Here is a 13,747-nt window from a genome sequence, read left to right as displayed (position 1 = left end):
ACCCGATCCCAGCCGCCGAACCCTGCGAAAGCACTGGGTCCCCGCTTTCGCGGGGATGAGCGCAACCAGAGACTATTCCTGCGCCGGCGTGTCCATCAGGCGGCGCGACAGATAGGTGTATTCCAGCGCCAGGCGACGCGCGGTTTCGCGCAGGTTCGCCCCCGCCGCGTGGCCGCCGTCGACGTTTTCGTAGAACAGGACCGGATAGCCCAGCTCCTCAAGCCGTGCCGCCGCCTTGCGGGCATGGCCCGGATGGACGCGGTCGTCCTTGGTCGAGGTATGAATGAAGACCTCGGGGTAGGGCTGGCCCGCGCGCAGGTTCTGATACGGCGAATATTGCTGAATCCAGGCGCGCTGCTCGGGGATGTCCGGGTTGCCGTATTCGCCGATCCAAGAGGCGCCGGCCAGCAACTTGTGGAAGCGCAGCATGTCGAACAGCGGCACCTGGATGACGGCGGCGTTGATCAGGTCGGGTCGCTGGGTCAGCATCGCCCCCATGAACAGCCCGCCCTGCGAGCCGCCCATGATGCCCAGCTTGGGCTGGCTGGTGATGTCGCGGGCGATCAGGTCCAAGGCCACGGCCTGGAAGTCCTCGTGCGCGCGCTGGCGGTTCTGTTGCAGGGCCGCCTCGTGCCAGCGCGGTCCGAACTCGCCGCCGCCGCGCGTATTGGCGATGACATAGACGCCGCCCCGCTCCAGCCACAGCTTGCCGACCGTCGCCGAATAGCCGGGCAGCAGCGAGCTTTCAAACCCGCCGTAGCCGTACAGCAGCGTGGGGTTGGAGCCGTCTAGCGGCATGTCCGCCTTATGCACCACGAAATAGGGGATCATGGTCCCGTCGGCCGAACGGGCCTCGTGCTGATCGACCGTCATCCCGGCGGCGTCGAACTTGGCCGGCATCGACTTGACCTGATCGACCGCGCCGGTCGCCGCATCGGCCAGCCACAGGCTCGACGGGTTCAGATAGCCGGTGACGCTGACGAAGACCTTGTCGTCCTTCTCCGAAGCCGAGCCGACGCCGACCGAGACGTTCTGGGGCAGGTCCAGCGTCGTGTGCGCCCAATCGCCTTGACCGGGGGTGTAGACCCGCACCGAGCCGCGCACATTGTCATACAGAGCGACGACCAGACGGTTGCGCGTGACGTTGACGCCCTCAATGGCCTGACGCTCGGTCGGACGCAGCACCAGCTGGGCCGGGGTCGACTGATCGGCCAGCCAGGCCTCCAGCGGCCAGGCGATCAGGTCACCGGTCTTGAAATCCTGACCCGACGGTGCGGTCCAGTCTTGTTTCAGCGACACCAGAAGCTGACCTTGGACCAGACCGGTGATGTCGGACTTGGCCGGGAGTTGAAGCTGGGTCAGGGCGCCGTCGTCGCCCAGGCGCCAGGTCTCGGACGAATAGAAGTCCACCGAACGGTTGATCAGGGTCGCCTTCACCACCCCGTCGGCGTCGCGCAGCGTATAGCCGGACACCGAAACGTCGGTCGGTTGGCCGGTGAACAGGGTCTCGGCCTGATCGGGCGTCTGACCCCGCTTCATCCGCTTGACCACCATCGGATAGCCCGAGTTGGTCAGGGTGCCGGGACCGAAGTCGCGCGAGATCAGCAGGGTGTCCTTGTCGATCCAGGATGCGCCGCCCTTGGATTCCGGCAGGGTGATGCCGCCGTCGACAAACTTGCGCTCGACCGTGTCGAACTCGCGCAGGGTCACCGCGTCCTTGCCGCCGTTCGACAGGCTGATCAGGCAGTAGCGTTCTTCGGGTTGAAGGCAGGTCGAGCCCTTGTAGACCCAGTTCTGGCCCTCGGCCGCCGCCAGGGCGTCGATGTCGAGGATGGTCTGCCACTCAGGCGTGGCGGTGCGATAGCTGTCCAGCGTCGTGCGGCGCCACAGCCCGCGCACATGCTGCGCATCCTGCCAGAAGTTGTCGATATGGCCGTCGTGGGTGAAGCCGGGCGAGGGGATGCGGTCCTGGGCCTGGACGATCTCCAGCGCCTGCTGGTGAAGGGTCTCGTAACGCGGATCGCCCTGCAGGACGGCGAAGGTGCGTTCGTTGTGGGCCTTGACCCACTCCATCGCCCGCTCGCCCTCGACCTCTTCGAGCCACAGATAGGGGTCGGTCGCATCGCTGGTCGCGAAGCCGCCAGACGTCAGAGCGGGAGAGGAGGCGGGGGTCTGGGCCATGGATACCGAGGTCAGGCTGGTGGAGGCGAGAAGCGTCGCAAGCGCGACGGCGGAAGCACGGATCATGGACAGGTCCCCGAAAACGAAGCCGGCACCTTAACGACGCCTTCCCGTGCGGCAAGCCGTGCGACCTTACCGTTTTGTCACACCGGCGGGACGCGCCGCTTCATCCTTCGTCGGGAATGCAGAGCAGCTTGCCGCACGCCTTGCAGTGGACGGCGTCGGGGTCGTGGTTCTGCAGGCCGCAGCGGTCGCACGGGAAATGTACCTTGTGCGGTCGGATCAGGGCCTGCGCCAGGCGCAGGAACAGGGTGATGCCGACCAGCATGACGGCGATGGACAGCAACCGCCCCCATGGTCCGGGCAGGGTGACGTCGCCGAAGCCGGTCGTCGTCAGAGTGGCTACCGTGAAATATAGCGCATCCACATATCCGGCGATGCCGTCATGCCCCCTGAAGGTCGCATAGACGAAGCCGGTCGCCACGAAGACGAAGGTGATCAGATTGGCCAGGGCCCGCGCGATCCCCTCCACCCGCGTATCGTCGAACCGCGCCCCCACGGTGCGCCAGAAGAAGTCCGAGTTCAGCAGGGTCCACAGCCGCAACATCCGCAGGAAGCCGAGGTTGAACAGCCAGGCCGGAAACAGCAGGGTCGCCAGCACGAACAGGTCGACCCAGACGATCGGCCGCTTCAGCCAATCCTTGATGTTGGCATAGGCATAGGCCCGCGCGGCCAGGTCCAGGGCCAGGATGGCGGCGACGAAGTAATCCAGCGCATAGAAGGCCCAGCCCATATTCTTGAGGATCGGCGCGGCCAGGAAAAAGGCGATGATCGCCAGATCGATGCCGATGACCATCAACCGGAACCGCACCGCCGCCGGCTGACTGCCGTGATAAAGGTATCGCAGCCGGGCGCGCAGTCGCAGGCCGTTGTCCTTGGGATCGGTTTCGGTCTGGGACACGCTGGTTTCCGCGACGCTGGGTTGGGCCTATATGGCCTGCATGACCCGTCCTTTCGTCAAGATGAACGGCGCCGGCAATGACTTCGTCGTCGTCAATGCGCTGGAACAGCCGTTCGCTCCCAGCGAGGACCAGATTCGTGCGCTGGGCGACCGCCAGATGGGCGAGGGCTTCGATCAGCTGATCGCCATCGAACCGTCAGACACGGCCGACGCCTTCATGCGGGTCTGGAACGCCGATGGATCGATGGTCGAAACCTGCGGCAACGCCTTGCGCTGCGTCGGCTGGCTGTTGATGCAGGCCAACGCCTCTGACCGCGTGGTGATCGACACGGCGGGCGGCCCGACCACCGCCACCCGCGCCGGCGACCACCGCGTGACCGTGGACATGGGCAAGCCTCGCCTGGACTGGACCCAGGTGCCGCTGGCCGAAGAAATGGACACGCGCGGGATCGAGCTTCAGGTCGGGCCGATCGACGCGCCGATCCTTCATACGCCCGGCGCCGTCTCCATGGGCAATCCGCATGTGGTCTTCTTCACCGACCGCCAGGACGACGGCTTCGTCACCGGATCCGGCTCGCTGGTCGAGCATCACCCGCTGTTCCCGCAAGGGGTCAATGTCGGGTTCGCCAATGTTCTGGACCGGAACCACATCCGTCTGCGGGTCTGGGAACGCGGAGCCGGCCTGACCAAGGCCTGCGGCACCGGCGCCTGCGCCGCCCTGGTCGCCACCGCGCGGCGCGGCCTGACCGACCGCAAGGCGACAGTCGTCGTCGATGGCGGCGAACTGGTCATCGACTGGGACGCAGAAACCGATCACGTCCTGATGACCGGGCCGGTCGAGATCGAACGGACGGGCGTGCTGTCGATCTGACGGCGTTGACGCTGACGCGCAGGTAAGGCTCCGGGCCGATTGCTCAGGCTTCCTCCGCGTCAAGGGTTGGCGCGGCCCGTCCCAGCCTCTAGGACACGAACGGTTACAGCCACGCCGACGCCCTGGACGACCGATGCCCGATCAGACCGAAAAGCAAACCTTCTCCGACGACGAAGCGCTGGACTTCCACCGCATCCCGACGCCGGGCAAGATTTCCATGGCGCCGACCAAGCCGATGGCGACCCAGCGCGACCTGTCGCTGGCCTATTCGCCGGGCGTGGCCGTGCCGGTCCTGGCCATCGCCGCCGATGCGGACAAGGCCTACGACTACACCTCCAAGGGCAATCTGGTCGCCGTGATCTCGAACGGCACCGCGATCCTGGGCCTGGGCAACCTGGGTCACATGGCCTCCAAGCCGGTCATGGAGGGCAAGTCGGTCCTGTTCAAACGGTTCGCCGACGTCGACAGCTTCGACGTCGAGGTGAAGACCACCGACCCGGACGAGTTCATCACCGTCGTCAAGAACATCGGCGACACCTGGGGCGGCATCAATCTGGAAGACATCAAGTCCCCCGAATGCTTCGTCATCGAAAGCGAGCTTCAGGACCTGCTGGATATCCCCGTCTTCCATGACGACCAGCACGGCACCGCCATCATCTCGACCGCCGGCCTGATCAATGCGGTCCATATCGCCGGCAAGAAGCTGGACGAGATCAAGGTCGTACTGGCCGGCGCCGGGGCGGCGGGCCTGTCCTCCATCGCCCTGATGAAGGCCGCGGGCGTCAAGGCCGAGAACACCGTGATCTGCGACCGCGACGGCGTCGTCTACAAGGGTCGCGACCACGGCATGGACCAGTGGAAGGCTGCCCACGCCACCGATACGCCCCTGCGCACTCTGGCCGAGGCCATGGTCGGCGCCGACGTGGTGCTGGGCCTATCCGCCAAGGGCGCGATCACCAAGGAGATGGTCGCGTCGATGGCGCCCAATCCGATCATCTTCGCCATGGCCAACCCCGACCCCGAGATCACGCCCGAGGACGTCAAGTCTGTGCGTTCCGACGCCATCATCGCAACGGGCCGCTCGGACTATGTGAACCAGGTCAACAACGTCCTGGCCTTCCCCTATCTGTTCCGGGGCGCGCTGGACGTGCGGGCGCGCCGCGTGAACCACGAGATGAAGATCGCCTGCGCCCAGGCCCTGGCCGCCCTAGCGCGCGAAGACGTGCCGGACGAGGTCGCCGCCGCCTATCGCGGACGCAAGCTGAAGTTCGGCCCGGACTACATCATCCCCACGCCCTTCGACCCGCGCCTGATCTGGTACATCCCGCCCTTCATCGCCCAGGCGGCGATGGACACCGGCGTGGCCCGCGTCCAGATCGAGGACATGGACGCCTATCGCCACGCGCTGCGTTCGCGCGTCGATCCGTCCGCCGCCCTGATGCAGAAGATCAGCTCGGCCGTGCGCGGCGGGCCGAACAAGCGCGTCGTCTTCGCCGAGGGCGAAGAACCCGCCGTCATTCGCGCCGCCTGGGGCTTCAAACAGGCCGACCTGGGCACGCCGATCCTGGTCGGCCGCGAGGATCTGATCCGTCAGAACGCGGCAGAGGCCGGTCTGAACTTCGACGAGCTGGGCATCGAGATCACCAACGCCCGCGTCTCCGACCACAATGTCGAGGACACCGACTGGCTGTACGAAAAGCTGCAGCGCCGTGGCTATCTGCGCCGCGACGTGCAGCGGATGATCAATCAGGACCGCAACTATTTCGCCGCCACTCTGGTCGCCAAGGGCCGGGCCGACGCCATGGTCGCGGGCGTGACCCGCAACTTCAACATGGCTCTGAAGGAGGTCCAGCGCGTGCTGGACGTGGATGACACCCTGATCGGCCTGTCGATCCTGCTGGCTAAGGGCCGCACCCTGTTCGTCGCCGACACCACCATCCACGAACTGCCGAACGCCGAAGAGCTGGCCGACATCGCCATCAAGGCGGCCGATACGGTCAGGAAGCTGGGTCGCAACCCGCGCGTGGCCTTCCTGTCCTATTCCACCTTCGGCAACCCGCCCGGCGACCGCGCCGAGAAGGTGCGCGAGGCGATCCGCATCCTGGACAAGAAGGGCGTCGATTTCGAATACGAAGGCGAAATGCCGCCGGAAGTCGCGCTGGATCCCAAGGGTCACGCCGCCTACGCCTTCAACCGCCTGACCAAGCCGGCCAACGTTCTGGTCATGCCCGCCATTCATTCGGCCGCCATCTCGACCAAGCTGGTTCAGGCCCTGGGCGGCGCGACCGTGATCGGTCCGCTGCTGGTCGGTCTGGAGAAGCCGGTGCAGATCGTGTCTCTGGGCGCCTCGGTCAGCGAGATCATCACCGCCGCCACCTTCGCCGCCTATGACGCCGGTCCCGCCTTCCAGGGCTCGGGCCTGACCTCGGCGCCGCGCCCCCCCGCGGCCGTGGTCGAGCGTTGAGCGAAGCCTCGCCCTTTCCGCCCGCCGCCCCGCCGCCCCGGCGGGTGGAGCCGGGCCTCTATCTGGTCGCCACCCCGATCGGGAATCTGCGCGACATCACGCTGAGGGCGCTGGACGTGCTGGCCGCCGCCGACCTGGTGCTGGCCGAGGATACCCGCGTCACCGCCAAACTGCTGAGCGCCTATGGTCTGAAGGCGAAGCTGGAACGCTGCGACGACCATGCGTCCGGCCGCGCGGCCGAACAGGCGATCGAACGGTTGCGTGAGGGGCAAGTCGTGGCCCTGGTTTCGGATGCGGGCACGCCTCTGGTCAGCGACCCCGGCTTCGTCGTCGCCCGCGCGGTGATCGCCGAGGGACTGCCCGTCCATCCGATCCCCGGCGCCTCAAGTCTATTGGCCGCCCTGTGCATCGCCGGCCTGCCGGCCGATCGGGTGCTTTTCGCCGGCTTCCTGCCGCCCAAGACGGCCGGCCGCACCGCCGCGCTGGAAGCCTTGAAGAGCCAGCGCCAGACCCTGGTCTTCTTCGAGAGCGGACCGCGTCTGAAGGACAGTTTGACCGACATGGCCGCCGTGCTGGGCCCGCGCCCCGCCGCTGTCGCCCGCGAACTGACCAAACTCTATGAAGAGTGTGTGCGCGGGACGCTGGACGACTTGGCCGTCGATCCCCGTCTGGACAGTCCCAAGGGCGAGATCGTCGTAGTCGTCGGCCCCGGCGAAGAGGTCCAGGCGACCGAGGCCGACGCGGACGCCGCCCTGATCGACGCCTTGCAGACCCTGTCCACCGGCGACGCCGCCTCGGAGGTGGCCAAGGCCCTGGGGCTGAACCGAAAGACCCTGTATCGCCGGGCGCTGGAGCTGAAGGGCAAGTGAAGCGGCTGTATCGTCCCTCACCGGTCCGTCGCCCCAAGGCGGCGTGGCGGCAGGCGAAGGGCGGGGCGGCGTTCAAGTCCGGTCACGCCGCCGAATGGATCGCCGCCTTCTGGCTGATCCTGCGCGGCTATCGCGTGCTGGGGTTCCGTCTGAAGAGCCGGGCCGGCGAGATCGATCTGCTGGTCTGTCGCGGTCCGGTGCTGGCGGTCGTCGAGGTCAAGCGCCGCGCGACGATGGAGGCGGCCCTGCTGGCGCTGAAGCCGGTCCAGTACGATCGACTGATCGCGGCGGGCGAGGCGATCCGGCGCAATCGGCCGGGCCTGCAACGTCTGGATTTGAGAATTGATATGGTGGCGCTGGCTCCCTGGCGCTTTCCACGTCATCTTCGCGGCGTCGAAAAGCGCTGACGAGGGGATCGCATGACGCGCGAGGAGGCAGAGGCCGTCCTGACCGCCGCCGGTCAGGCCGAAGACGACGCCTTCCCCTTGCTGGAAGCGGCGATCGCCTGCGCCATTCACGACCATCCATTGCGCGATCCCGAGCCTGTGCGCGCCCTGGCCCGCAACGCCTGCGAGCGGCTGAAGGAGCGGATCGGCGGCGAAGGTCCTGACGAGGCCCTGGCAGAAACCCTGTGCGCCGACCTGCGGCTGAACGGCGACCTGATCCATTACGACCATCCCGACAACACCGACATCATCGCGGTCGCCGAGCGTCGGCGCGGCCTTTCCGCCGTGCTGGCGGTCTTCTATCTGCACGCGGCGCGCGCGGTCGGCATCACGGCGGCCGGCGTCGATTTTCCTGGCCATTTCATGGTTCGCGTCGAGACGCCGGAAGGTCCCGTCGCCCTGGATCCGTTCAGCCAAGGGCGGCTGATCCTGCCCAGCGAACTGACCCGGCGCGCCCTTCGCGCCGGTCTGATGCCGCACGTCGCGGATCGGCTGGACATCCTGATGGCGCCGGTGACGGATCGTCAGTCGCTGATCCGTCTGCAGAACGTGCTGTTCAGCCGCGCCATTCGCGGTCGGGATTATGAGGGCGCCGAGCGGTCGGCCCTACGGCGCGCCCTGCTGGATCCGGAGGATCACCGACCGTGGCTCGATGTCGCCTCGGCGCGTGAGAGGCAGGGGGCTCTGGCCGGCTCTCTGGATGCTCTCGCTCGCGCTCAGGGTCTGGACGGCGTCGAGGAGGCGCGGCGGTTCACGACCTTCGAACGCGTGCGGATGCAGTTGAACTAGACGACGGCCTCGCCGCGCAACAGCCGAGGCAAGTCGCCTGTCGCGCCGCCCGCCTCCTGCATGAAGGCGCGGCGCAGAGGGCCGATGCGGTTGACCGCCGCCATGCCCAGGTCGCGCGCCAGACGCACCGGCGCGATGTCGTTCGAGAACAGACGCACGAAGGCGTCGAAACCCGCCGCCAGGGCCGCGTTGTCGAACCGGCGCCAGCGGGCGTAACGCTCCAGCACGGTTTCCGACCCGATGTCCTCACCCAGACGCGTGGCCTCGGCCAGCACCTCGGCCAGAGCCGCCGCATCCTTCAGCCCCATGTTCAGACCCTGGCCGGCGACCGGATGTACGCCGTGCGCGGCGTCCCCGATCAGAGCGATGCGCGGCGCGACCAGTTTCTCCGCCAGGCTGAGCGACAGCGGATAGACGAAGCGCGGGCCCTCCACTGTCGCGCTTGGTTGCCCAGGCGCGGCCAGAAACTCCCCAAACCGCCGCATCAGATGCGCGTGGAAGGCGGCGTCCGAGGCGTCGCGCAGCGCCTCACCCCGTCGCGTCGTCTCGGTCCAGACCAGGCTGGCGCGCTGATCGGTCAGGGGCAGGATGGCGAAGGGGCCGCTGGGCAGGAAATATTCGTGGGCGACATTGCCGTGGTCGCGACCCAGCCGCACCGTGGCCACAACGCCGCTCTGGCCATAGCCCCAGCCGACGGTCTCAATCCCGGCCGCGCGGCGCACGGCCGAGCCTCGCCCCTCGGCGCCGACGACCAGGGGCGCGATCAGGGTCGATCCATCGGCCAGGGTCACGGTCGCCTTGCCCGCATCGGTCGCGACGCTGGCGACGGTCGCCGAGGCCCGCACCGCGATCCCCGCGCGCGTCACCGCCTCGGCCAGGGCCGCGCGTATGCGACGGTTCTCGACCATATAGCCCAAAGGCTCGCCGCCGGTGCGGCCGCCGATCTCATCGGCGTCGAACCGCAGGAAGGCGGGCGAGGCGGACCGGCTGGCCGCGCCCGGCCGACGCCCGTCCGTCACCAGAATATGGTCCATCCGACAGGCGTGGGGACGAAGGCTTTCGCCCAGCCCCAGCGCGTCCAGCATGCGGAAAGTCGAAAAGGCCACGGCGGTCGAACGCCCGTCGAAGGTCGGCGCTAACTGGTCGCTGAACGGCTGCGGATCAACCATCACGACCTTCAACCCGCCTTGCGCCGCCGCCAGGGCGAAGGCCGCGCCGGTCAGCCCCGCGCCGGCGATGACGATGTCGTAGCGTTCGGTGTCAGCCATGACAGGCTTGTCGCGCCGTCGCGGCCAAAGGTCCAGAGGTCATAAAGGCCCGGGCCCGAAGACCCGGGCCGAAGCTTATTTTTGAACCGCAAACACCAGCAACTTCCAACGGATCGGACCACCATTGGGGTGTTGATGGTGGTTCTGCGGCGGCAAAGGATTTCCCTTATTGGCCGCAATCTCATCCCCGCAGTTCACACAACGATAGATGCCCGAGTTGGTCATCACGGTTCCAGGTGTGTGCTCGGTATCAAACGCCGAACTGTTATTCTGCGTTAGGTGGGTCGCATACTTATACGAAGCCATAACCATATCCTTATGGTTGGCTGGAGCGCGTTGACGGATTCCATCAATCCGATCATAGTCGGATGGTCTCAGACGGCTGTGGTCGCTGCGCTCCAGCGATTACAGATAAGCCCGGTTAGGCGTTGCAGCGCCGCCGGGCTTTGCCGTTTTAGGGTGATTCTCGTTGGGAATGGAGTCCGCCGTCAGCCGTCAAGGCCTGATGAGTAAATGCCCCTTTAACCCTATTCGATGCACAAGAGCCGAGTTCGAGATTGTCTCGTTGGTTATCGGTTCATGTCCACCGCCCTCGTCATCGGCCGTCAGGCCTGGATCAGCGCCCGCATCCTGTGGGAGGCGCCCTTCGTGGTGCGATTCAGAGGCGTCTTGCAGGCCCTGCTGGCGACTCTGCTGCTGGTCGCCCTGGTGTCGTGGAATCCGGCGGACGCCAGTCTGAATGCCGCATCCAGCCTGCCGACGACCAACTGGCTGGGAGCGAACGGCGCCCTGTTCGCTGACCTGTTCATGCAATCGCTGGGTCTCGCAGCCTGGCCCGCCGCCCTGCTGCTGGTCGCGTTCGGCCTGGCGCGCGCGGTCGGCGATGCGATCCAGCAAAGGCTCAAGCCCTCGCCGTTGAAGGCCCTGGCTGCGACCGGCGGGGTGTTGCTGCTGTCCAGCGCGCTCGCCGCCTTGGCCGCGCCCGCCGCCTGGCCGCTCGCCGCCGGTCTCGGCGGTTTGTGGGGCGATGCGGTGACGGGGCTGGCGGCGCGCGGTCTCGGCGCCCTGCATATTCCCGGCGGCCGCATCATTGCAGGCCTCGTCTTCCTGGTCGCCGGGCTGTGGCTGGTCGGTTTCGCCATCGGCCTGCGCGCCATGGATTTCCTGGACGCCCTGCACTGGGGCAAGTCGTTGCGCGCAGCCACGCCGCCTCAGCCGAAGCCCCAAGCCGCCCGCGAAAAGGCGCCCGCCAAGGCCCGAGCGCCCCGCGCCGCCCCGCCTGAAGAGGCGCCGCTGGCCCCGACCTACGCCGAAGAGCCGCCTCAGACCGCTTATGACGACCTGCCGCCGTGGGAGGACGACGCCGTCCAGCCCGCGCCACGCCCCTCGGCCGCCCGCCCGGTCGAGCCGCGCGTCGCCGCGGTCAAGGCGCCCAAGGCCCGCAAGGACGACGTGGACCAGCAGGCCTTCGACTTCGTGCGGCCGGAAGGCGATTTCGACCTGCCGCCGCTGGGCATCCTCACCAAGCCGGCCCAGCGCGTCGGCTCCGTCGATGAGGAATCGCTGAAACAGAACGCCAAGATGTTGGAAGGCGTGCTGCAGGAGTTCGGCGTGCGCGGCGTGATCGACCAGATCCGCCCCGGCCCGGTCGTGACGCTCTATGAACTGGTGCCCGCGCCGGGCGTGAAGCATGGCCGCGTGGTCGCCCTGGCCGACGACATCGCCCGGTCGATGTCCGCCCGCGCCTGTCGGATTTCCGTGGTCCAGGGCCGCAACGCCATCGGCATCGAACTGCCGAACGCCAAGCGCGAGACCGTCTATCTGCGCGACCTTCTGGCCAGCGCCGAATACGACAAGAAGGGGCATCTGCTGCCCCTGGCCTTGGGTGAGACCATCGGCGGCGAACCCTATGTCGCCGACCTGGCGCGCATGCCCCACCTCTTGATCGCGGGCACCACCGGCTCGGGCAAGTCGGTGGGGGTTAACGCCATGATCCTGTCGATCCTGTATCGCCACAGCCCGGCCGAGTGCCGCTTCATCATGATCGACCCCAAGATGCTGGAGCTGTCGGTCTATGACGGCATCCCGCACCTGCTGGCGCCAGTCGTGACCGATCCGAAGAAGGCCGTCGTCGCCCTGAAATGGACGGTGCGCGAGATGGAGGATCGCTATCGCCGCATGTCCAAGCTGGGGGTGCGCAACATCGCCAGCTACAACGAACGCGCCCGTGAAGCCCAGGCCAAGGGCGAGCATTTCGAACGCACGGTCCAGACCGGCTTCGACGACCAGGGCCGCCCGGTCTATGAGTCCGAGAAGATCCGCCCCGAGCCCCTGCCCTTCCTGGTCGTGGTCATGGACGAAATGGCCGATCTGATGCTGGTCGCCGGCAAGGACGTCGAGGGCGCGGTTCAGCGTCTGGCCCAGATGGCCCGCGCCGCCGGCATCCACCTGATCATGGCGACCCAGCGCCCGTCGGTGGACGTCATCACCGGCACCATCAAGGCCAACTTCCCGACCCGCGTCTCCTTCCAGGTCACGTCCAAGATCGACAGCCGCACCATCCTGGGCGAACAGGGGGGCGAACAGCTGCTGGGCCAGGGCGACATGCTCTATATGGCCGGCGGCGGGCGGATCACCCGCCTGCACGGCCCGTTCGTCGACGACAAGGAGGTCGAGGACGTCTGCAAACACCTGAAGGCGCAGGCCGAGCCCGACTATCTGGATCTGATCACTGACGAGCCGGACGGCGACGGCGACAACGGCTATGACGAAGGCGGCGGCGGATCCGGCGACGACCTGTACGACCGCGCCGTGGCCGTGGTCACCCGCGACCGCAAGGCCTCGACCAGCTATGTCCAGCGCCGTCTCCAGATCGGCTACAACCGCGCCGCCTCCCTGATCGAGCGGATGGAGCAGGAAGGCGTGGTCAGCCCCGCCAACCACGCCGGCAAGCGCGACGTCCTGGCCGGCCCGCCGCCGATGGTGTGACGAAAATCGAGGAACGGCTGCGGCTCGGAGCCGTTGTCTGACCCGCTATCGCGTCCAAGCTTCAGCATTTCGATGAACAGGGCTTCATCGCAGCGCCGGAATATGGTCAGGCTCGCGTCATTCCGACGCCAAGCCGACCGGGCAAGACGGCAGGATCGACAACCATCCCGAACGGGAGACGAACTTCATGACCTCGCGCGCCAAGACCGTGGCTTTGGCCACCCCCGACCTGCACCGCCGCAGCCTGCTGCTGGGCGCCGGCCTGACGACCGGCCTGATCGTGCTGGGCGCCTTCGACGCCGCCCACGCCCAGTCCAACCTGTCGGCCGAGGATCGCGCCGTGGTTCAACAGGCGCAGGGCTATCTGCAGGCCCTGACCTCGGCTCAAGGGACCTTCACCGAAACGGGCCCGAACGGCCAGACGCGCCAGGGCCGCTTCTATCTGCAGCGTCCCGGCAAGATGCGGTTCGAATACACCAATCCGGCCGGTCTGCTGGTGGTGTCGGACGGCTATAACGTCAAGCGCTACGATCCGCGCCTGAACAGCTTCCAGCAGGTGCCGCTGGGTCGCACCCCTCTGTCGACCTTCCTGGCGCGCAATGTGCGGCTGGATCAGGGCGTGCGTATCGAGCGCGTGACGCGGATGGCCTCGGGCGCCTTCGCCATCACGGCGCGGGATTCCAACCGCCCGAACGACGGTCAGGTCGTGCTGGCCTTCGCCGGCAACCCGATGCGTCTGCAAGAGTGGACCATCACCGATCCGCAGGGCGCCCGCACCCGGACCCAGCTGACGTCGCTGCAACCGGCGTCCGGCCTGTCGGCGCGCCTGTTCCAGCTCAGCGATCCGACCCGTCGTCCCGGCCGCAACTAGGGTTTTCGGGGGCGGGTGACCATTCCTCAACCCCTGTTC

Annotated in this window: 11 protein-coding genes; 7 read left to right on the top strand and 4 right to left on the bottom strand. The window is 67.3% G+C overall.

Translation table 11 applies throughout. The annotated features are described in order from the left end of the window. Positions 1 to 72: 72 nt before the first annotated feature. On the bottom strand, positions 73 to 2,247 hold the full coding sequence (locus tag LG306_RS03285) for a prolyl oligopeptidase family protein (protein ID WP_404418186.1): 2,175 nt from the start codon (positions 2,245 to 2,247) through the stop codon (positions 73 to 75). 100 nt (positions 2,248 to 2,347) lie between these two features. Beyond that, positions 2,348 to 3,142, bottom strand: a complete 795-nt coding sequence (locus LG306_RS03280; RefSeq protein ID WP_404418184.1) for a potassium channel family protein — start codon at positions 3,140 to 3,142, stop codon at positions 2,348 to 2,350. A gap of 40 nt (positions 3,143 to 3,182) precedes the next feature. Between LG306_RS03280 and dapF the strand changes: the two genes are divergently transcribed. The 5 genes from dapF (at position 3,183) to LG306_RS03255 (ending at position 8,581) form a co-directional block, all read left to right on the top strand. Further along, entirely contained in the window at positions 3,183 to 4,013 is an 831-nt protein-coding gene (dapF, locus tag LG306_RS03275; RefSeq protein WP_404419624.1) for a diaminopimelate epimerase, read from the top strand. A gap of 133 nt (positions 4,014 to 4,146) precedes the next feature. Next, on the top strand, positions 4,147 to 6,477 hold the full coding sequence (locus LG306_RS03270; RefSeq protein ID WP_137720507.1) for an NADP-dependent malic enzyme: 2,331 nt from the start codon (positions 4,147 to 4,149) through the stop codon (positions 6,475 to 6,477). Further along, positions 6,474 to 7,346 (top strand): 16S rRNA (cytidine(1402)-2'-O)-methyltransferase, encoded by an 873-nt coding sequence (gene rsmI, locus LG306_RS03265; protein ID WP_404418182.1) that lies wholly within the window; start codon positions 6,474 to 6,476, stop codon positions 7,344 to 7,346. Before LG306_RS03270 ends, rsmI begins: the two co-directional genes overlap by 4 nt. Next, complete coding sequence (locus tag LG306_RS03260) at positions 7,343 to 7,753, top strand: YraN family protein (RefSeq protein ID WP_404418180.1); 411 nt, start codon at positions 7,343 to 7,345, stop codon at positions 7,751 to 7,753. Before rsmI ends, LG306_RS03260 begins: the two co-directional genes overlap by 4 nt. A 12-nt stretch (positions 7,754 to 7,765) precedes the next feature. Then, positions 7,766 to 8,581, top strand: coding sequence for a SirB1 family protein (locus tag LG306_RS03255; protein WP_404418178.1), 816 nt, complete (start codon positions 7,766 to 7,768; stop codon positions 8,579 to 8,581). Here the strand turns inward: LG306_RS03255 and LG306_RS03250 are convergent. Together LG306_RS03250 and LG306_RS03245 are read right to left on the bottom strand one after the other, a co-directional pair. After that, the gene (locus LG306_RS03250) at positions 8,578 to 9,849 is read right to left on the bottom strand and encodes a UbiH/UbiF/VisC/COQ6 family ubiquinone biosynthesis hydroxylase (RefSeq protein ID WP_404418176.1); all 1,272 of its coding nucleotides are present in this window, start codon (positions 9,847 to 9,849) and stop codon (positions 8,578 to 8,580) included. The two genes, LG306_RS03255 and LG306_RS03250, sit on opposite strands and share 4 nt — an antisense overlap. Before the next feature lie 75 nt (positions 9,850 to 9,924). Beyond that, positions 9,925 to 10,155 carry a hypothetical protein gene (locus LG306_RS03245; protein ID WP_404418174.1) on the bottom strand — a complete coding sequence of 77 codons (231 nt, stop codon included), beginning with the start codon at positions 10,153 to 10,155 and terminating at the stop codon, positions 9,925 to 9,927. Between the two features lie 273 nt (positions 10,156 to 10,428). On the opposite strand from LG306_RS03245, the gene LG306_RS03240 reads away from it, so the two are divergent. Together LG306_RS03240 and LG306_RS03235 are read left to right on the top strand one after the other, a co-directional pair. Further along, positions 10,429 to 12,837 carry a DNA translocase FtsK 4TM domain-containing protein gene (locus LG306_RS03240; protein WP_404418172.1) on the top strand — a complete coding sequence of 803 codons (2,409 nt, stop codon included), beginning with the start codon at positions 10,429 to 10,431 and terminating at the stop codon, positions 12,835 to 12,837. A gap of 187 nt (positions 12,838 to 13,024) precedes the next feature. Beyond that, entirely contained in the window at positions 13,025 to 13,708 is a 684-nt protein-coding gene (locus tag LG306_RS03235; protein WP_404418170.1) for an outer membrane lipoprotein carrier protein LolA, read from the top strand. Positions 13,709 to 13,747 lie beyond the last annotated feature (39 nt).

Source organism: Brevundimonas vesicularis, from assembly GCF_044807075.1.
Taxonomy (GTDB): domain Bacteria; phylum Pseudomonadota; class Alphaproteobacteria; order Caulobacterales; family Caulobacteraceae; genus Brevundimonas; species Brevundimonas vesicularis_G.
The sequence above is the reverse complement of the archived record's forward strand: the minus strand, read 5'-3'. Positions and strand labels throughout refer to the sequence as shown.